16 protein-coding genes are annotated in these 19644 nt (G+C 72.8%); 9 read left to right on the forward strand and 7 right to left on the reverse strand.

The window, feature by feature from the left end; translation table 11 throughout:
* Positions 1–33: 33 nt before the first annotated feature.
* Both LZ198_RS14435 and LZ198_RS14440 read right to left on the reverse strand, forming a co-directional pair.
* Positions 34–1182, reverse strand: coding sequence for an efflux RND transporter periplasmic adaptor subunit (locus tag LZ198_RS14435; RefSeq protein WP_407667427.1), 1149 nt, complete (start codon positions 1180–1182; stop codon positions 34–36).
* Positions 1179–2558, reverse strand: coding sequence for a TolC family protein (locus LZ198_RS14440; RefSeq protein ID WP_323382580.1), 1380 nt, complete (start codon positions 2556–2558; stop codon positions 1179–1181). The genes LZ198_RS14435 and LZ198_RS14440 overlap by 4 nt, the downstream gene beginning before the upstream one ends.
* 112 nt (positions 2559–2670) lie before the next feature.
* On the opposite strand from LZ198_RS14440, the gene LZ198_RS14445 reads away from it, so the two are divergent.
* Positions 2671–3135, forward strand: a complete 465-nt coding sequence (locus tag LZ198_RS14445) for a MarR family winged helix-turn-helix transcriptional regulator (RefSeq protein ID WP_253972530.1) — start codon at positions 2671–2673, stop codon at positions 3133–3135.
* Positions 3136–3395: 260 nt separating this feature from the next.
* Here the strand turns inward: LZ198_RS14445 and LZ198_RS14450 are convergent, their stop codons facing one another.
* A complete protein-coding gene (locus LZ198_RS14450; RefSeq protein WP_253972531.1) occupies positions 3396–4436 on the reverse strand; it encodes a coiled-coil domain-containing protein in 1041 nt (346 codons plus the stop codon).
* Positions 4437–4677: 241 nt separating this feature from the next.
* Here LZ198_RS14450 and LZ198_RS14455 point away from each other — a divergent pair, with 241 nt between their 5' ends.
* A complete protein-coding gene (locus LZ198_RS14455) occupies positions 4678–5487 on the forward strand; it encodes a 2-oxo acid dehydrogenase subunit E2 (protein WP_253972532.1) in 810 nt (269 codons plus the stop codon).
* Positions 5488–5514: 27 nt separating this feature from the next.
* Here the strand turns inward: LZ198_RS14455 and LZ198_RS14460 are convergent, their stop codons facing one another.
* The 3 genes from LZ198_RS14460 to LZ198_RS14470 all read right to left on the reverse strand — a co-directional run bounded on the left by LZ198_RS14460 (position 5515) and on the right by LZ198_RS14470 (position 9320).
* The gene (locus LZ198_RS14460; protein WP_253972533.1) at positions 5515–6495 is read right to left on the reverse strand and encodes a zinc metalloprotease HtpX; all 981 of its coding nucleotides are present in this window, start codon (positions 6493–6495) and stop codon (positions 5515–5517) included.
* A gap of 166 nt (positions 6496–6661) precedes the next feature.
* Entirely contained in the window at positions 6662–8095 is a 1434-nt protein-coding gene (locus LZ198_RS14465) for an HTTM domain-containing protein (protein WP_253972534.1), read from the reverse strand.
* Positions 8088–9320 carry an imelysin family protein gene (locus LZ198_RS14470; RefSeq protein ID WP_253972535.1) on the reverse strand — a complete coding sequence of 411 codons (1233 nt, stop codon included), beginning with the start codon at positions 9318–9320 and terminating at the stop codon, positions 8088–8090. The genes LZ198_RS14465 and LZ198_RS14470 overlap by 8 nt, the downstream gene beginning before the upstream one ends.
* Before the next feature lie 187 nt (positions 9321–9507).
* Here LZ198_RS14470 and LZ198_RS14475 point away from each other — a divergent pair, with 187 nt between their 5' ends.
* Together LZ198_RS14475 and LZ198_RS14480 are read left to right on the forward strand one after the other, a co-directional pair.
* Positions 9508–10977 carry an NHL repeat-containing protein gene (locus tag LZ198_RS14475; RefSeq protein WP_253972536.1) on the forward strand — a complete coding sequence of 490 codons (1470 nt, stop codon included), beginning with the start codon at positions 9508–9510 and terminating at the stop codon, positions 10975–10977.
* 177 nt (positions 10978–11154) lie between these two features.
* Positions 11155–13554, forward strand: a complete 2400-nt coding sequence (locus LZ198_RS14480) for a TonB-dependent receptor family protein (protein WP_407667426.1) — start codon at positions 11155–11157, stop codon at positions 13552–13554.
* A 49-nt stretch (positions 13555–13603) separates the two neighbouring features.
* Here the strand turns inward: LZ198_RS14480 and LZ198_RS14485 are convergent, their stop codons facing one another.
* The gene (locus LZ198_RS14485; protein WP_253972538.1) at positions 13604–14014 is read right to left on the reverse strand and encodes a hypothetical protein; all 411 of its coding nucleotides are present in this window, start codon (positions 14012–14014) and stop codon (positions 13604–13606) included.
* Positions 14015–14176: 162 nt separating this feature from the next.
* Between LZ198_RS14485 and fni the strand changes: the two genes are divergently transcribed.
* The 5 genes from fni to LZ198_RS14510 are packed head-to-tail and all read left to right on the forward strand — an operon-like array spanning position 14177 to position 19607.
* Positions 14177–15235, forward strand: a complete 1059-nt coding sequence (gene fni / locus LZ198_RS14490; protein ID WP_253972576.1) for a type 2 isopentenyl-diphosphate Delta-isomerase — start codon at positions 14177–14179, stop codon at positions 15233–15235.
* Positions 15236–15267: 32 nt separating this feature from the next.
* Entirely contained in the window at positions 15268–16596 is a 1329-nt protein-coding gene (locus LZ198_RS14495; RefSeq protein WP_253972539.1) for a hydroxymethylglutaryl-CoA reductase, degradative, read from the forward strand.
* A 4-nt stretch (positions 16597–16600) separates the two neighbouring features.
* Positions 16601–17533 (forward strand): mevalonate kinase, encoded by a 933-nt coding sequence (gene mvk, locus LZ198_RS14500; RefSeq protein ID WP_253972540.1) that lies wholly within the window; start codon positions 16601–16603, stop codon positions 17531–17533.
* 8 nt (positions 17534–17541) lie between these two features.
* Positions 17542–18528: a diphosphomevalonate decarboxylase gene (mvaD, locus tag LZ198_RS14505; RefSeq protein WP_253972541.1), complete on the forward strand. Its 987-nt coding sequence runs from the start codon at positions 17542–17544 to the stop codon at positions 18526–18528.
* Positions 18528–19607: a mevalonate kinase family protein gene (locus tag LZ198_RS14510; RefSeq protein WP_253972542.1), complete on the forward strand. Its 1080-nt coding sequence runs from the start codon at positions 18528–18530 to the stop codon at positions 19605–19607. Before mvaD ends, LZ198_RS14510 begins: the two co-directional genes overlap by 1 nt.
* The last annotated feature ends 37 nt before the right edge of the window (positions 19608–19644 follow it).

Consider the following 19644-nt stretch of genomic DNA (forward strand, 5'->3'; position numbering starts at 1 on the left):
CGGCGCGTGCGAGGCCCGGGGCCCGTGCCTGCTTCAGCGGCTGCCCGCGGCGGATGCGCCGGGCGCCGTCACCTGGGTGGCCGGGGCGTCGGCCGTCTTCACCTTCACGGGCATGCCGTCGCGCAGCGCCTGGAGCGAGGACACCGCCACGCGGTCCCCCTGCTTCAGGCCGTTCTCCACGACGTAGGCCATGTTGCCCAGCATGCCGAGCGTGATGGGGCGCCGCTCCACCACCGTCTTGCCCTCCTTGTCCTGCACCACCATGGCGAAGGGCTGGCCGCTCAGGCGCACCACCGCGAGCGCCGGAATCTGCAGCGCGTCGTGCTTGGCGTAGACGACGCGCGCGCGCACCAGCTCGCTGGGGCGCAGGCCCACCGTGTTCTGGAAGGCCGCCTTCACCTCCACCAGCTGCGTGCGCGGGTCGGCCTGGGGCGCCACGAAGAACAGGGTGCTGGTGAGCAGCACGTTGCCCTGGCCGTCGAGGATCTCCAGCGCCGTGTCGGGCTTGAGCGCGCGCGCCCGCTCGGACGGCAGCGACACGCTGACCTCCAGCACGTCCGCCTGGGCGATGCTGGTCAGCGGAGTGGTGGCGCTGACGAAGTCACCCAGGCGCACCAGCACGTCGCCCACCGTGCCCGCGAACGGCGCGCGCACGGCGTGGAACTGCAGCTGCACCTGGCGCTGGGCCACCTGGGCGGCGGCCGAGCGCGCGGAGGCCTCGGCGGCGTCGAGCTGCGCGCGCCCCTGCTCCATCTCCTGGGCGCTGGCGAGGCCCTCCTTGTAGAGGGCCTCCGTGCGCGCGTACGTGCGGCGCGCCAGCTCCCGGCCCACCTCCGCCGAGCTGTGCTGGGCCTGGGCGCTGTCGAGCGCGGCCGTCTCCTCGCGGGAGTCGACCTCCAGGATGGTCGCCCCGGCCTCCACCTTCTGGCCGGGCTTCACGAGGATGCGGCGCACGTAGCCGCCCACCTGCGGCAGCACCGTGACGCTCTGCCGCGACAAGAGCGAGCCCAGGTACTCCCCGGTGTCCCGCACCTCGCTGGGCGCCAGCGTCAACACCTGCACCTCGCGCGGGGGCGGCGCGGCCGGAGCCGGCGCCTTGCCCGAGCACCCCGCCGCCAGCAACAGCACGGCACTCCCACACACCGTCTTCTTCAGCGCCTCCAGGGGGCGCACCCGTCTCACCAGTCGCACCGGGCCTCCGTCAAGAATGCGTCCAGGCGCGCCTGGACAAGCTCGAATTCACGCAGCGCCAGCGTCAGCTCCGCCTGGCGCAGGGCCGCTCCGCTCTGCACCAGCTCGAGGCTGCTGCCGCGGCCCACTTCATAGGAACGGCGGGTCAGCCGGTCGGTCCGGTCCGCCAGCTCGCGGGACTCGGACGCCGTCTTCACCAGCGCGTCCGCCACGTCCACGCTGCGCCGGGCCTGCGCCACCTCCACGGACACGTCGCGGCGGCTGCTCTCCAGCGTCTGCTCCGCCTGCTTCTCGATGCCGGCGCGCTCGCGCACCAGGCCCCCGCGCAGACCGCCCTCCCAGATGGGGACGGTGAGCACCGCGGCGATGCTCCAGGTGGAGAAGCGGCCGAAGTCCGGGTCCGTGGTCACCGCCTGGAGGCTGCTCTGCAGGCCCAGGGTGGGCAGGTAGCCGGCGGAGGCCTGGCGGCGGCTGTCGCGCGCTGCTTCCACCTGGGCGCGCGCGGCGACGAGGTCCGGCCGGGTGTCCTGGTCGTCCAGGGCGACACACGACTTGCGCGTGTCCTCCATGAGGCCGGAGAGGTTGAAGTCCGGGGACACGCCCACCGGCGCGCCGAAGCCCAGGGCCAGCCCCAGGGCCTCCCGGGCCCGGCGCAGCTGCTCGTCGCCGGACACCAGGGCGCCACGCGCCAGCGCCACGTCCTGGTTCACCCGCACCACGTCGAGCTGGTTGCTCGCCCCCAGCTCGAACGAGCGCTGGGCGAGGGCGGAGCGCTCCAGGGACTGGAGCAGGCCCACCCGGTTGAGCTCCGCGGCGCGCTCGGCGGCGACCGTCGCCACCAGCGCCCGGGCCAGGCCCAGGGTGAGGCGGCGGCGCGTGTCGTGGAGCGTCGCCAGGGCGCCCCGCTCGGAGGAGGCCGCGGAGGACACGCCCCGCCATGCGCCCACATCGACGAGGGACTGGCTCAGCGTCGCGGTGAGTACGCCCACCATGGGGGTGGTCGGCGTGCGGCCCTCCAGATTGGAGGTGGCGAAGACGCCCACCGGGGTGTCGGGGTTGAGGATGTCGTGGGCGACGCTCGCCGTGGCGCGCGCGTTGGGCAGGAGCGTCGAGAGCGCCTGGCGCCAGCGGCCCTCGGCCCGCTCGATGCCTGCTTCGGCGCCGCGCAGGTCGGTGGAGCGCTCCTTGACGAGCGCGAGCGCCTGGTCCCAGGAGCCCACGAGCTGCGGGGCGGGCGGGACCGGGGTGAGCATGGGGTCCTCCACCTTCGGCTGGAACGGAACCGGTGGAGGGACGGAGCTGGTCGACGGCGCCGCCGGCGTCGACGCCGTGACGAACGCCAGGAGGAGGGCTGAGGAGACGGACATACCTGGGGGAAGGAAAAGAGTGACTTCGTGTGCGACCCGACTCCCCCCGACTTCGACGGCTCGCGTCGCGCCGATGTAATTGACAACCGTTGTAGCTGACAACTATTTCGGCATGCGAATGACCTTCGCGGAGCAACTTGCCTCCCTGCGTCGCACCGTCCGCCGGCACCTCTCGGAGAGGCTCGGCGGGAGGACGAGCAGGCCCATCACCCAACTGTTGGCGTTGAAGGCCATTTCCGAGGGCGTGCGGAATCAGGGCTCGCTCGCGGAGCGGCTGATGGTGGACGCGCCCGCGGCGAGCCGCCTGGTCGAGCGGCTCGCGGAGGATGGCCTCGTCCGGCGGATGGCGGGGGAGGATCGCCGTTGTGTACGGCTGGAGCTCACCCCCGAGGGCGAGGTGGAGCTGGGGCTGTTGCGCGAGACGCTGCGCGAGCTGGACGGCGAGCTGCTCCAGTACCTGCCGGAGGCGGAGCTCGCGGAGCTGCAGCGGTTGATGGCGAAGCTGCAACGGGGGTTGGCCGCCCACCCCCAGGGGACGGTGGAGCCTGGCTCGTCCGAAGGTTGCGGCGGCGACTGAGCCTCCGGGGCCCCCGCGACGACGGCCCGACCTCCGACAGGCGTCTTCAGGAGGTGGCGCCGCACGGGGCCGACGTGACCTGTCCGTGACGCCGTCCGCCTCCGGACGGGAATCGACGGGGGGACCGGCTCCTGGTGGTCCGTCGTGCCGCGCTCGCGAGGCCGCTCGCCCGGTCCTGGCGCTGGAAACGACGAAGGGCCCGGCTTCCGGACGCCGCCGGAAGACCGAGCCCCTCGGGCCCGACATCACCTGTGGGTGACTCAGGCCTGCGGCGCGGCCTTCGCCTCGGACTCGGCGGCCTGGGCCTCGGTCGCGGTGGGGGCCTCGGCCGGCTGCTGGGCGGCGGCCTGGGTCTCGGACTCGGCGCGCACGCGGGCGGTCTCCTCGGTGCGCTGGTCGCTGGCGGCCATCTCCTCCGGCGTCAGCTCCGTGCGGTCGGCGAGGATGCCCGTCTTCTTCTCCAGGTCCTTGATGGCGCGGCGGAGCAGGTCGCGCTCCAGGAGCGTGCGGTTGAGGCGCTTCTCCAGGGCCTTGAACTTGTCCTTCATCAGGTCCAGGTCGCCCTTGGTGGCGGCGTAGACGCGCTGCTGCGTCTGCTCGCGGCCCTTCACCCGGCGCACTTCCTTCTCCAGATCCACGGCGCGGGCGCGGTCCTTGTTGGCGGCCTGCTCCAGGCGCTCCATCTTCTCGCGGTCCGCGTCGTTCAGCTCGCGGAAGCGGCGGACGTTCTTCTCCTCGCGGGAGGCCTCGGCGGCGGGCGCCACCGGGACGGCGGCGGCGACGACGGACTCACCCTCCTTGGCGGGGGCGGCGATCTGCGGGGCCGGGGCGGCGGCGGGCGCGGCGACGGCGGCGGCCGGGGCCGGGGTCTGCTCGCGACGACGGCCGCGCGACTCCGACTCCGCCTTCAGGCGCTGGTTCTCCGTCAGCACGGCGGCCAGCTCCTGGCGGGTCTGCTCGAGCTGGATGGAGGCGTTGCGCTCCACCTCGGCGCGCGCCTTGGCCAGGTCCTGGGAGCCCTTGTCGGACTCCTTCTGCTCGAAGACCTTGCGCTTGGTCTGCTTGAGCTGCTCCTTCACCTCCTGGAACTGGCCTCGGACCTCGTCGAGTTCCTTCTGCTTGCGCTGCAGCTCCGCTTCGGCCTTCGCGCGCGCGGCCTTTTGGTCCGCCTCCGTGTCCGCGCGGGGCGCGTGGTGGGAGGAGGTGGAAGCGGGCAGCGCGGCCTGCTTCGCGCCGCCGAAGAGGTTGAAATAGAGGGAGATGGCGAGCCCGACTGCCAGGGCGATGACCAGGAACGACACGGGACGACCTCCACGGGAGGGATCTGCAAAAAGCGGGGCAGCCTAGCGCCCAGCGCCGAGGCGTCAAGAGTACGCTGCAAGGCGTCGTGACGAGCCCCACCTCCAGACCCTGGCGGGGCAACGGGCGCAGCCTCGACCCTGTCCCGGTGCCCCCTGGCAGGCATTCGCGCCCGGGTCTTCCCTGCCCCGGCGCGAGCGGCGATGCTTCCAGGGAGCGTGTCGTTGGAGGAGCGGGCGTGAGATGGCGCACCTGGAGCTGATTCGGAAGAAGCCCCTGTCGAGCTTCCGCAAGCTGTCGCTGGGCAGTTGGGGGGCGCCGTATGACCCCACGGTCTACGGCACGCTCACGGTGCGCATGGACGAGGCGCTGGCCTACATGGCCGCCTTCCGGCGGAGCACCGGCCTGGAGCTGACGGTGACGCACCTGGTGCTCAAGGCCCTGGCGGAGGCGCTGCGGCGCTGTCCGGACGCCAACGCGGTGGTGCGCTTCGGCCGCATCTACCTGCGCCAGCGGGTGAGCGTGTCCGCGCTGGTGGCGAGCCCCGGGCCCGAGGGGGGCGCGCGCTGGAGGCTGGTGCGGGTGGAGGACGCGGACCGCAAGTCGCTGGAGGACGTGGTGCGGGAGCTGGGCTCGGCGCGTGACGAGGCGCCCCGCGTGGTGGAGGCCCTGCCCGCGCCCCTGACGCGGTGGTTCCTCACGGGCCTGTCCTTCCTGGCGACGACGCTCAACCTGGACCTGTCGCGCTTCGGCCTGCCGAAGGACGTGGCCGGCGGCGCGGTGGTGGCGGACGTGGGGGCGCTGGGGCTGGACGCGGCGTACCTGCCGCTGATTCCGTTCGCGCGCGTGCCCGTGTTCGTCGCGCCGGGCGCGGTGCGGGAGGTGCCCGTGGTGGAGGAGGGGCGGGTGGGAGTGGGGCGGGTGATGAGCCTCAACGCCTCCATTGACCACCGCTTCATCGACGGCTTCCACGCGGGTGTGCTGGCCCGCGCGCTCCAGGCGCTGCTCGAGGACCCCGCCGCGGGGTTCGGGCCGGTGGCGCGGGGGCCGTGACGACCGACCCCCGCGACCGGGCTTGCGTCAGTACGCGTACTCCCAGCCGCCACGGCCGCGCGCACCGCCGGCGCGCATGCCCATCTCGCGCAGGCGGCGCACCCGCTCGGGGATGGGCGGGTGGGTGGAGAACAGGCCCATCACGCCCCCGCGGTGCAGCGGGTTGACGATGAACAGGTGCGAGGTGGCCGGCGCGCGATCATACGGAATCAGCTCCGAGCCGCGCTCCAGCTTCAGGAGCGCGTCGGCCAGCGCGTCCGGGTCGCCGTTCAGCTCCGCGCCCGTGGCGTCCGCCCCGTACTCCCGCGAGCGGCTCACCGCCAACTGCAGCAGCGTGGCGGCGATGGGCGCCACCAGCAGCAGGCCCAGGTTGGCGAACGCGCCGGCCATGCCACCGCCCTCGTCGTCGTCGCTCCGGCTGAGCATCGAGCCGCCGAACCAGAAGAGCATCTGCGCCGCGTAGCTGATGATGCCCGCCAGCGTGGCGGCCACCGTGCCGATGAGCGTGTCCCGGTTGCGGACGTGCCCGATTTCGTGTGCGAGCACGCCCTCCAGCTCGCGCTGGTCGAGGATGTCCAGGATGCCCGCCGTCACCGCGACGGCCGCGTGCTGGGGGTTGCGCCCCGTGGCGAACGCGTTCGGCGCGCGCGTGGGGAGGATGTAGACCTTCGGCTTGGGCATGCCCGCGCGGGCCGCCAGCCGTTCCACCATCTGGTGCAGCCAGGGCGCCTGCTCGTAGGGGAGCGGCTGCGCGCCGTGGATGGCCAGGGCGATCTTGTCGCTGAACCAGTACGAACCGAAGTTCATCACGACGGCGAAGAAGCCCGCGTACATCAGGCCCTGCGCGCCGCCCAGCCGCTGGCCGATGACCAGCACCAGCGCGGTGAGCCCCGCCAGCAGCACCGTCGTCTTGAGCGCGTTGCCGAGGCGGTGCCACCCACCGCCGCCGCGCGGCGCCGGACGTCCGCCGCCGTACCGGGAAGTTTCGTGGGTGTCGGTGAATGCCATGACCGTGTTCGTTCCTTTCGCCCGCTCAGGGGCTTCAGAAACGTAAACAGGCGGGGCGAGCCGTCAACGAAAGCCCACCCCCAGGCCAATGATGTCGGGGACTTATACACCTGGCCGGCGCCCGGGCGAGCCGCCGGGCGCCGCGTCTCCCGCATGTGGGCCGGGCTCACCCGGTGGGCGCGCGGGAGGCCCGCAGGGTCGGCCGCAGGTGGATGGGCTGGGTGTCCGGCGCCGGGAGGATCCACCCCTTGGGCGCAAGCCCGTCCACCTGCCGCGCGAGGTCCACGGACGGGTCCACCAGGGGCTCCGCCGGCCGCCCGTTCAAGGACGCGCGGGCATCCGCGCGGACCTCGACGTCGTGGTGTCCTCGTGCCTCGAAGTCGCGGGCGATGTGGCGGGCGAGCTGGAGGATGAGGTCGGGCTGCACGGACATCTCCCGCTCCTGGAGCCGGGTGAGGTACTGGCTGGGGGCGACGTGCCACTCGCGGCCCGTGGCCGGGTCGCGCACCATGAACGTCACGCTGCCGTTCTTCTCCCGGGCCATCACCCGCCACGAGAAGCGCATGCCCTGCTCGTGCCAGAGGACGTTGCCGCCATACAGGTGCGTGCGCAGCGGGAGCGCCACCTGGAGCAGCCCGTAGGCCACGGCCACGCCCAGCGCCGCGCGGTGCCAGCGCGCGGGCATGGGCGTCGCGGACGCGACGACGGGGCTCGGCCCGGACTCGCGATGCCGCAGCGCGCGCAGGCGCCGTCCCACGCGCCGGGGCCACGAGGACTCGAAGAACACCAGCGCCGCCGTCACCATGATGACGGGGAACATGCCGATGGGGAACAGCAGGGACGTGGCGGCATGGAACCCGAGCACGACGACGTACGCGAAGGGGCGCAGCCGGCGGGACAGGAGGAAGGCGACGATGGTGGTGTCGAAGAGGAAGCCCGCCCACGCCGCGCCGTACGCCACCCAGCGCTGCTCCAGCAGCGGCCCCACGCCGGGGAGGCTGGTGCGCGCCGACAGCCAGATGTTGAGGGGCTGCGCGTGCAGGAGCCAGTCGGACGTGAGCTTGGCCAGCCCGGCGAAGACGTAGACGACGGTGACCTGGAAGCGCAGCAGCAGGGTGCACGCGAAGGGCAGCGTGTCCGCCCGGGGCGTGGCGCCGCGCAGCACGTCGAGCGAGAAGGCGCGGTGCGTGGGCACGAAGACGAGCAGCCCCAGCAGCAGGCTCACCAGGTAGTAGTGGTTGAGGTAGTTGCTGACGTCGACGAGCTGGACGTACGTGAAGGCCCCGAACAGCAGCACCGTCGTCACCCGGTAGAACAGGCCCGTCGCCAGGCACAGCCCCAGCACCGCCAGCGCGGCGAAGAGGGCGTGCATCCAGCCGTCGGGCAGCGCGGGGACCCAGTCGAAGCCCCAGTAGGTGAAGTGGAAGCGCGGGCGCACGAAGAGCACGTCCACCCAGCCGTAGGCGAGGAAGCGGAGCGCCGAGACGGTGATGAGCAGGCCGAGCCCCACGCGCAAGGCCACCAGCGCCGCGATGTCCCGCGGCGCCAGCAACACGGCCCACAGGCGCGAGGTGGCGCGGCCGGGGACCGGCTCAGTCATTGTCCCCCTCGACGGACTGGGGCAGCTCCAGGTCCAGCACCGTGACGAGCTCCGTCTTGAGGATGTCCGTGATGCCCTTGACGGCGTCGTAGAGCGCGCGCACGGACGGCTTGTCCTGGGCCAGGGCCTCCTTGAGGTCCGCCTCCTCGATGGCCGCGAAGCTCGCCGTCGCCGCGTCGAAGCGCTCCGTCATCCGCGTGGCCAGCGCCTCCGCGCCCGCGGCCTCCAGCAGGTCGTCGAACCCCGTGCCCGCGTGCGCGTCGTCACACCCCTGGGCGATGCGCCGGAAGCCCTCCAGGTTGGCGCGCAGGTTCGCCTTCGAGCGGTGCGCGAACTGCGACTCCAGGTGCTCCGGACAGGACTCCGTCGAGCAGTCCCGCAGCCCCAGCGGCCGGGCCAGCTTCAGGTCCTTGCCCTCGCGCTCGAAGTAGAAGAGCGCGTCGCTCACCGAGTTGAGCGCCGTCTGGCTCGACGTGTACACCGTGTTGCCGGACTCACCCGCCGTCGCCAGCGTGCGCGCGAAGTTGCCCTGGTCCGCGGCCCACGCGCCCACCAACTGCGTGGCGCGCTCGCGCACGTCCGCCGCCGCCGCCGCCGCGTACGCCCGCTTGCGCGACGCGCGCTCCTCGGACGACAGCGCCGCCCACGTCCCCTGCGCGACGATGGGGGAGGTGGCCTGGCAGGCGGTGTCCTCGCCCTCGTGGAAGAGCAGGTACTCCACGGCGTACAGGCCCCGGCGGCTCACCAGCGACGTGGGGAAGCCCGGCGCCTCGTACCCCTTGGCCACCACCTGCTCCTCGACGGCGCAGCGGCTCACCAGCGGCCACGAATAGATGTTGTCCCGCAGCTCCGCGCCGCCCGGGAGGCTGCGCGGCGCCGCCGGGCCCACCTGCATGACCTCCGCCCGTTGCCACACGTCCATGGCGGCGTGGAACGCGTCGCGCGCCTGCGTCTGCCGCGCGGAGGTGGGCTCCGCCGCGTACTGGCGCGTCGCGTCCGCCAGCGCCGTGGCCGTCGTGAGGAACTCCCGCGCCGTCTTCTCCACGCACGCGCCCGTGGCGCGCAACAGCTCCGCGCGCGCGGACTCCGTCCCCGTCGGCCCGGGGGGCTTGGGCGGAGGCGAATCTCCGGACTCCTTGCAGGCCGTCAGGCCCACGAGGGCGGAGAGGAGCAGGCGCGCGCCAAGGCGGCACGCGGCGGAGGAACGCGGCGACACGGGATTCATGGGAGCTGCCTCACGGACACGTCGAAGTCGTCACCAAAACCAGAAGCGGGAGACCTTCCCCGCTTCTCCCTGTGGCCGAAGCTGTCCGGCTTGACAGGAAACCTGGATCCATTCTACGAGCCCGGTTAGTTTTTGAGAACAATTATCATTTTCAGGTGTTGAAATATTTCGAAAGGGAGAGGGACGCATGAAGGGCAGGATGGGGCAGAGGGCATCGTTCGCGGGCGTGGCGCTGCTGACGCTCTCGCTGGGCTTCCTCGGCGGCTGCGGTGACGACGACGACGAGACGCCGCAGGGCACGCCGGACTCCGGGGTTCCGGACTCGGGCACGCCGGACTCCGGGGTTCCCGACTCGGGCACGCCGGACTCGGGCTCGCAGGTGGTGGACAGCGACATCGCGCTGGCGCGCTTCAACACGGACGGCACGCTGGACACGACGTTCGGCGCGGGCGGCACCACGCGCCTGGACCTGAGCACGGTGGCGGGTGGCACGCGTGACTCCGTGTGGGGCCTGGCCGCGGACGAGACCAACCGGCTGGTCGTCTTCGGCGCCCGCCGTGGCGAGGGTGACCGCGTCGACGCCGACCGCGTCGTCGTGCGCTTCACCGCCAACGGCGCGCTGGACACCACGTTCGGCACGGACGGCGTGCACACGCTCAACGTGAGCAACCTGAGCGACGGCGCGCGCAACGGCATCGTGCAGAAGGACGGCAAGATCGTCGCCTCCGGCTACACCAGCCAGCCGACGGGCGTGGGCACGCAGGCGGCCAACCGCATCGTGCTGGTGCGCCTGGACGACGCGGGCAAGCCGGACAACACCTTCGGCTGGAAGGGCGTGGTCAACTCCGCGCCGTTCGGTCCCGTGAGCGCGTCCAACCCCGAGTGGGGCATGGCGGAGGCCTACGCGGTGGGCCAGTTCCAGGACGGCAGCTACGTCACCACCGGCTACGGCCGCAGCGCGTCGTCGGGCGCGGTGGACGTGGTCAACTTCAAGTACTCGGCCACGGGTGTGCGCGACGAGAACTGGGGCACCGGCGGCGTGGCGCTGCTGGACCTGGTGGGCGACAACGACCGCGGCCGCAACCTGGTGGTGCTGAACGACGACCGCGTGTGCACGGTGGGCAGCGCGACGCCCGCGGCGCAGAAGATCGCCGCCCTCGTCTTCATGCTCGACAAGAACGGCGCGCGCGACACGACCTTCGCGGCCGAGGGCTACAAGACGTACGACTTCGAGCGTCCGGAGCAGGCGTTCTTCGGCGTGGCGAAGTCCGCGGACGGCAAGTGGGCCGCGGCGGCGGGCTACCGCGCCGGTGGCGGCGATGACGACGACGGCGTGCTGGCCATCATCCCGCTGGCCACTGGCGTGGGCCCGGAGGTCGCCAAGGTGGCGGCCGTCTCCGACACCGACCCGGACCGCTACTGGGCGGTGGCCTTCGACGCGTCCAACCGCATCTACGCGGCGGGCTTCGTGACCGAGGGCGGCGACAACCGCATGGTGGTGGCGCGCTACAAGACGGACGGCTCGCTCGACACCACGTTCGGCACCGGCGGCTTCGCCAAGCACAACTTCGTCGTGGGCAAGGTCGAGGAGGCCATCCGCGGCATCGTCATCCAGTCCGACGGCAAGATCGTCGTGGCGGGCACGGCCGACAAGTAGTCGTCGGCTCGACGGACACACGCAGCACCCAGTCCCGGAGCCGAGGGGCGGGCCTCTCGCGGGCCCCGCCGCCTCGGCTCCTGGCGTCTGGCACAGAGCCACGGAAGCACACCAGGACAAGGGCGTACGGCGCAGATGGCACGGTTCATGGAGAGGTCGAGGCGGGCACGGGGCTGGATGCTCCCGGTGCTCATGATGGGGGTCGCGTCGTCCGCTGGCGCGCAGACCGAGGCGTCCGGGGGCGTGGCCCAGGAGGGCGCCGCGACCGGGGCGGTCGTCACGCCCGTGGAAGGCCCGCCCGCGGGGGAGGCGCCACCCACGAGCGCCGCTCCGTCGACGCCCGAGGGGGACGTGGCGCCCGTCGCCGCCCCAGGGGTCGACGGCGGGCCCACCGCGGCCGATGCCCCGCTCGCGACGGAGTCGGACGCCGGGCGGGCGCCGGCGGTGGAGCTGTTCCCCGCCACGGAAGGCGCGTCCGACCCCGGCGAGAAGAAGTTCGAGAGCGTGGTGGTGGGCACGTCGGAGACGCGCACGAGCGGCTCGGTCCACATCGTCAAGCCCGCGCAGTTGGAGCGCTTCGAGCGCGATGACCCGAACGCCATCCTGATGACGGTGCCCGGCGTGTACGCGCGCGGCGAGGACGGCTATGGCCTGCGCCCGAACGTCGGCCTGCGCGGCGTCAACCCGGACCGCAGCAAGAAGGTCACCCTGCTCGAGGACGGCGTCCTCTTCGGCCCCGCGCCGTACTCCGCGCCGGCCGCCTACTACTTCCCGCTCGTCACCCGCATGCAGTCGGTGCGCGTGCTCAAGGGGCCCTCCGCCATCCAGCACGGCCCGCAGACGGTGGCGGGCTCCGTGGAGTTCATCACCCGCGACATCCCCGCGGCCGAGTCCGCGTGGCTGGACGTGGCCGGTGGCACCGACCTCTACGGCAAGGCCCACGGCGTGTTCGGCGCGAGCACCGAGCGCGCGGGCTTCCTGGTGGAGGGCATCCACCTGCGCAGCGACGGCTTCAAGGAACTCGACGGAGGCGGCCCCACGGGTTTCCACCGCAACGAGTGGATGGCCAAGGCCCGCTACCGGCTGGTCGCCGAGGGCCCGGTGCGGCAGACCCTCAACCTGAAGCTCGGCTACTCCGACGAGCTGTCCCACGAGACGTACCTCGGCCTGTCGGACGAGGACTTCCGGGCGGCGCCCCTGCGGCGCTACGCCGCGAGCGCGCTGGACCGGATGAAGTGGCACCGGACGCAGGTCGCGCTGAGCCACGTGCTGGAGGCGGGCTCCCTGGCCATCACCACCACGGCCTACCGCAACGACTTCAGCCGCATCTGGCGCAAGGTGAACCGCATGGGCGGCGCGGCCATCGCCAACGTCCTCGCGGACCCGACGAGCGCGCGCAACGCCATCTACTACGGCGTGCTCACCGGCCAGCTCGACTCGTCCACGTCCCAGGACATGGTGTTCATCGGTCCGAATGACCGCGTCTTCGTGTCCCAGGGCCTCCAGAGCGTCGCGCGGTGGACCACCACGACGGGCCCGCTGAGCCACAGCCTGGAGGTGGGCGCGCGCTACCACTACGACAGCATCGACCGGAAGCACACGGAGGATGGCTTCAACATGGTGGGGGGCGAGCTGGTCCACGGAGGCCAGCCCACGCTCACCACGGCGCACAACAAGGACGAGACCCACGCCGTCGCGCTGCACGTCACGGACGCCATCGCCTGGGGGCGCTGGGTCCTCACGCCCGGTGTCCGCCTGGAGGTCATCCGCTCCCGCTCGAACGACTGGCTGACGGGAGAGCAGACGCGGGGCGCGCTCGAGGTGCTGATGCCGGGCGTCGGGGCCTTCGGCGCGTTGACGCCCGACCTGGGCCTCTTCGCGGGCGTGTACCGGGGCTTCTCGCCCCCGGCGCCGGGACAGCCGGGCTCCGTGGAGGCCGAGCGCAGCATCAACTACGAGGGCGGCGCGCGCTGGACGCGGCGGGGCGAGCGGCTCGAGGTCGTGGGCTTCTTCAACGACTACTCGAACCTCACCGCCATCTGCACCTTCTCCAGCGGCTGCGTCGACGACGACCTCGACCGGCAGACGGACGCCGGGCAGGCCCGCATCTACGGCCTGGAGGTCTTCGCGGAGAAGACCTTCCGCCCGGGCGGCGGGATGACGTTCCCCGTCTCCGTCTCCTACACCTTCACGCGCACGGAGCTGCTCAACGACTTCCGCTCGGCCGACCCGCAGTACGGCGACGTGCGCGCGGGCGACGAGCTGCCGTACGTCCCCCGCCACCAGGTGTACGCGACGGCGGGCGTGGAGGGCGCGCTCGGCGGCGTGGCCGTCAGCGCGCTCTACATCGACGCCATGCGCGAGCAGGCGGGGCAGGGCGAGGCGCCGCCCGGCGAGCTCACGGACGCGATGCTGACGTTCGACGTCAACGCGAGCTGGAACTTCTCCCGCTGGGGCCAGCTCTACCTCGGCGTGCGCAACGTGTTCGACTCCGCGGACATCGTCTCCCGCCGGCCCTTCGGCGCCCGCCCCAACGCCCCCCGCACGGCGATGGTGGGCCTCAAGCTGTCTCATTGAACACGCGGGGGTGTGCCCCGGCGACGTGGTGCCGGGGCGCGCCGCGCCTTCAGAGGTAGAAGCGGTCCGTCACCCCGGCGGTGCGCTGGAGGATGGCGCTCCACCCCAGCCACAGCGGGATGCCGCTGCCAGCGGCCTCCTCCTCGCCGCCCAGCGCGCCGAGCGAGCCCGTGCAGCCCGCGAGCGTGCACAGCCCCGACTCCGTCAGGTGCTCCAGCAGCGTGCGCAGGGTGGGCATACCCCGTGACTCGAAGCGGTCGCTCACGTCCACTCGCCCCGCGAAGTCCGGCTCGTCCAGCGCGTCCTTCAGGAACCGCTCCAGAGCCCACCAGAAGAGATACACCTCCACCCGGCGTCCGGACGCCGCCGCCGCCGCCGCGATGGACAGGCCCTGGTGGATCCGGTCGTAGTCCCCGCTGTGCAGGAAGACGACAACCTTGGACGGCGGGGTGGCGCTCACCCGGGCCTCATACCGTCCAAAAGCCGCCCCCGTCCATCGAGCCTCGTGGAGCGACCGTCCAGGCCCTTTGGCTTGCACCCGTCCCCCGCCGCTTGCTAGGAAACCCCCGACCCTGCAAGCACTTACACGCCTCGCGGGGAATTCGGGATGGACACCCCAGCGATGGTCGAGGACACCACAGCCCGGCGCAAGGACGCCCATCTCGACTTGTGCGCGACGGGTGACGTCGAGCCGGGCGGGAACAGCACGCTGCTGGAGTGCGTGCACCTGGTCCACTGCGCCATGCCGGAGATGGCGGTGGAGGACGTGGACCTGTCGGTGCCCTTCCTGGGCAAGCGGCTGCGCCACCCGGTGCTCGTCACCGGGATGACGGGCGGCACCGAGCGCGCGGGCGCGGTCAATCGTGACCTGGCGCTCCTGGCCGAGCGGCACGGGCTGGCGTTCGGCGTGGGCAGCCAGCGGGCCATGTCGGAGGACGTGGCGCGGGCCGCGTCGTTCCAGGTCCGGCAGGTGGCGCCCACGGTGGCGCTGCTGGGGAACATCGGCCTCTACCAGGCGGTGCGGCTGGGCGTGGACGGGGTGCGGCGGCTGATGGACGCCATCGGCGCGGACGGGGTGGCGCTCCACCTCAACGCGGGGCAGGAGCTGACGCAGCCCGAAGGGGACCGGGACTTCCGGGGCGGCTACGCCGTGGTGGAGTCGCTGGTGAAGGCCCTGGGCGAGCGGCTGCTGGTGAAGGAGACGGGCTGCGGCATCGGGCCCGAGGTGGCGCGGCGGCTCGCGGGGCTGGGGGTCCGTCACATCGACGTGTCGGGCCTGGGCGGCACTTCCTGGGTGCGCGTGGAACAACTCCGGGCCTCGGGCGTACAAGCCCGGGTGGGCGCGGAGTACAGCGCCTGGGGCATCCCGACGGCGGCGGCGGTGGCCACCGTGCGCGCGGCCGTGGGGGCCGAGGTCCGGCTGGTGGGCAGCGGCGGCATCCGGACGGGGCTGGACGTGGCGAAGGTGCTGGCGCTGGGCGCGGACGTGGCGGGCATGGCCCTGCCGCTGTTCCGGGCTCAACAGGCGGGCGGGTTGGCGGGCGCGGAGACGGAACTCGAGGTCATCCTGACGGGGCTGCGACAGGCGCTCGTCCTGACGGGGAGTAGAAGTTGCGCTGAGCTGCGACAGCGCCCTCGCGTGGTGACCGGTGTATTGAAGGACTGGATGGCGGCGCTGTAGTGGCCGCGCCGACGTGGGAAGAAGGACGACCAATGTCTGAGACCGTGACGTCCCGGCTCTCCGGGTTCCACAAGCTGCCGATGGAGGAGCGACTCGCCCAGCTTGCGCGGATGTTGCGGCTCTCCCAAGGTGAGCTGGACCAGCTCCGTGGGAGCGAGGCGCTCCAGCCGGTGCTGGCCAACCAGATGATCGAGAACGCGGTGGGGACCTTCTCCCTGCCGCTGGGCCTGGGGCTCAACCTCCAGGTGAACGGGCGCGACTACCTGGTGCCCATGGCCGTGGAGGAGCCGTCCGTCGTCGCGGCGGTGTCCTTCGCGGCGAAGATCGTCCGCGAGGCGGGCGGCTTCACCGCCGAGGCCGACGATTCGATGATGATCGGCCAGGTGCAGGTGACCCGGTACGGCGACCCCACCGAGGCGACCAACAAGATCCTCGCGCACAAGGAGCAGCTGCTCGCGCTGGCCAACAGCTTCCACCCGGCCATGGTGGCCCGTGGCGGCGGGGCGCGGGACATCGAGGTGCGCGTGCTGCCGGCCCCCGAGGGGCCGCGCGGCGAGCCGCTGCTCATCGTCCACGTCCTCATCGACACGCAGGAGGCGATGGGCGCCAACCTCATCAACACCGTGGCGGAGGGCGTGGCGCCGCTCGTCGAGCAGATCACCGGCGGCAAGGTGTACCTGCGCATCCTCTCCAACCTCGCGGACCGCCGGCTGGCGCGCGCCATGTGCCGCATCCCCCTGGCGCTGCTGGCGGACTTCGAGATGCCGGGCGAGGTCATCGCCGAGGGCATCGCCCAGGCCAGCCGCTTCGCGGAGGCCGACCCGTACCGCGCCGCCACGCACAACAAGGGCGTGATGAACGGCATCGACTCCGTGGCCATCGCCACGGGGCAGGACTGGCGCGCCATCGAGGCGGGCGCGCACGCGTTCGCCTGCCGCGGGGGCCAGTACCGGCCGCTCTCCACGTGGTACCTGGAGGAGGGCCACCTGGTGGGCCGCATCGAGCTGCCCATGGCGCTGGGGCTGGTGGGCGGGCCCATCAAGATCCACCCGGGCGTGCAGACGGCGCTCAAGCTCCTGCGCGCCTCGAGCGTGCGCGAGCTGTCCATGGTGTTCGCGGCCGTGGGCCTGGCGCAGAACTTCGCGGCGCTCCGGGCGCTGGGCAGCATCGGCATCCAGCAGGGGCACATGGCCCTGCACGCGCGCTGCGTGGCGGTGACCGCCGGCGCGCGCGGCGACTGGGTGGAGAAGATCGCCGACCTGCTCGTGAAGGCCGGCCACGTGAAGGTGGAGAAGGCGCGTGAGATCCTCGCCAGCCTTCCCGCCGAGGACGCGGCGGCCGCCACCGGAACCAACGTCTAGCGCCGTGGCCACCGAATCCCCCCTGTCCACCTTCGGCGCTGGCAAGGTCATCCTGCTGGGCGAGCACAGCGTCGTCTACGGCCACCCCGCCCTGTGCGGGCCGCTGTCGTACGGCGTGCGCGCGCGCGGCGTGCCGGCGAAGAAATGCCAGTTGTCCCTGCCCGCCACGCTGAGCCGCGCCCAGCGCTCGCTGCTCACCGGCGCGTTCGCGCGCGCCGCGAAGCTGGTGGGCGAGCCCGCGGTGAAGGTGACGCTGGACCCGGAGCTGCCGCTGTCGGTGGGGCTGGGCAGCTCCGCGGCGCTGTCCGTGGCGTGCGCCAGGCTGCTGCTGCGCGCCGCCGGCCAGGAGCCCTCGCCCAAGGAGGCCGCGCGCCTGGCCTGGGCGATGGAGCAGGAGTTCCACGGCACGCCGTCCGGCGTGGACCACACCACCAGCGCCCACGAGCGGCTGCTGCTGTACCGGCGCGCGCCGGGCGCGGCGTCGGTGGGCAAGGGCCGCACCGTGGACAGCCCCAAGCCCCTGAAGGTGGTGGTGGCGCTGGCCGGCGAGCGCAGCCCCACCAAGGTGACGGTGTCCGCGCTGCGCGCGCGGCAGGCGCGTTGGCCCGAGCGCTACCAGCGGCTGTTCGCGCAGATCGGCCGGCTGTCGATGGAGGGCGCGAAGGCGGTGGAGGCGGGTGACCTGGAGGCGCTGGGGGACGCGATGAACGTCAACCAGGGCCTCTTGTCGGCGCTCGGCCTGTCGTCGCCTCCGCTGGAGGAGATGGTGTACCGGCTGCGAGGGCTGGGAGCCCTGGGCGCCAAGCTCACCGGAGCCGGTGGGGACGGTGGCGCCGTGGTCGGCTTGTTCGTCGAACCGGAGTCGGTGGTGACGCAGCTCACCCGGCTCGGTGTGCGCTGCTTCAGCAGCCAGCTCGCGGGTCCGCGGGCGTCGTGAGTGTCCCCATGAAAGCCACTGCCCTCGCGCATCCCAACATCGCCCTGGTGAAGTACTGGGGGAAGCGGGACGAAGCGCTCATCCTCCCGCACCAGTCGAGCCTGTCGCTGACGCTGTCGCCCCTGTCGGTGACGACCACGGTGGAGTTCGGCGTCGCCAGCGACCAGGTGGAGCTCAACGGCCACACCGCCAAGGGGGGAGAGCGCGACCGCGTGCTGCGCCTGCTGGAGTCCGTGCGGGCGCAGGCGAAGACGGCGCTGGGGCCGGCGCGGATGGTGTCCCGCGGCGACTTCCCCATGGCGGCGGGCCTGGCGTCGAGCGCGGCGGGCTTCGCGGCGCTGGCGGTGGCGGCGCGCGCGGCGGCCGGGCTCCCCCGGGACACGCGCGCGGAGAGCATCCTGGCGCGGCTGGGCAGCGGGTCGGCCTGTCGCAGCATCGAGGGCGGCTTCTGCGAGTGGCAGCGGGGCGAGCGCGCGGACGGCGAGGACAGCTTCGCGGTGCAGCGCTTCGCCGCTGGGCACTGGCCGGACCTGCGCATGGTGGTGGCGGTCGTCGACCGGGGCGAGAAGGACGTGAAGTCCCGCGACGGGATGAAGCAGACCGTGGACACGAGCCCGTACTACCCGGCCTGGGTGAAGGACGCGGAGGCGGAGGTCCCCGTGGCCCGCGAGCTCATCGCCCGGAAGGACCTGCAGGCGCTGGGCGAGCTGTGCGAGCGCAACGCGTGGCGGATGCATGCCGCGTCGCTCGCCGCGAACCCGCCGCTCTGCTACCTGAACGCCGGCACGCTGGGCCTCATCCAGCACCTGCGCGAGGCCCGCAAGAAGGGCGTGCCGGTGTGGTTCACGCTGGACGCGGGGCCCAACCCGGTGCTGCTGACGGACGCGGCGCACGAGGTGGCGGCGGAGGCGCTGGCCCGCGCGTGTGGCGCGCTGGACGTGATTCGCTGCGTGCCCGGCGGTGACGCCACGCTGACGCCGGAGCACCTGTTCTGATGGAGCGCGCCCTCTCCGCCCCGGGCAAGCTGTTCGTCTCCGGCGAGTACGCCGTGCTGTGGGGTGGGGTGGCGCGGGTGGCGGCGGTGGCGCCTCGGACCGGGGCGTACGTGCGCCGGCGCGTGGACGCACGCGTCCACGTGTGCCTGGAGGAGGGCACCCTGGCGGGCAGCGTCACCCCCCGGGGCGTGGCGTGGGCGCGCGAGGTGCCGGCGGGCTTCTCCTTCGTCGCGCGGACGCTGGACGAGGCGCTGCGCGCGCATGGCCGGGCGAGCCCCGGCTTCGACTTCGCGGTGGCGCCCTCGGCGGTGGGCCCCAATGGCCAGAAGCTGGGCATGGGCGGCAGCGCGTGCGCCACGGTGCTCGCGGCCGAGGCGGCGCGCTACGTGCTGGAGGAGCGCTTCGACGCGCTGAAGCTGGCCCTGGTGTCGCACTCGCTCGGGCAGGGCGGCAAGGGCAGCGGCGGGGACGTGGCGGCGAGCTTCGCCGGCGGCGTGCTTCGCTACCGGCGCTACGACGTGGCGACCCTGGCCGAGGCCAGCAATGGCAGCCGTCTGCGCGCGGCGCTGGCGGAGGCACCCGCCGTGGACGTGTGGCGGCTGCCCACGCCCCGGGTGTCCATGGCCTACGCCTTCACGGGCGAGAGCGCGTCCACGCGCGTGCTCATCGGCCAGGTGGAGGCGCGGCTGGAGGAGGCGGGCCGCCGGGCCTTCGTGTCGCGCTCCGATGCCCTGGGGCAGGCCATCGAGGATGGGCTGGGGGGAAGTGACTTCCAGGCCTTCTCGGAGGCGGTGGCCGCCCAGCACGCGCTGCTCCTGGAATTGGGCCCCCTGGAGACGGAGGGCATCCGCCGCATCCTCGCCATCGCCGCCTCCTATGGCTGCGCGGGCAAGCAGTCCGGCGCGGGGGGAGGGGATGGGTGCATCCTCTTCGCCCCGGATGACGCGAAGCGCGCCGAGCTGTGCCAGGGATTGGCTGCTCGCGGCTTCCACACGCTCACGCTGTCGCCCGAGGCGGGCGTCCGGGGCGAGGCACAGCTCGACCCCCGGCTGCGCACCTGGGTCGACGCGCTCGTGTGAGCAGTCATCCGTGACACTGTGAGCCGTTACCCGGGTG

It is taken from the genome of Myxococcus dinghuensis, from assembly GCF_024198235.1.
GTDB classification, from domain to species: domain Bacteria; phylum Myxococcota; class Myxococcia; order Myxococcales; family Myxococcaceae; genus Myxococcus; species Myxococcus dinghuensis.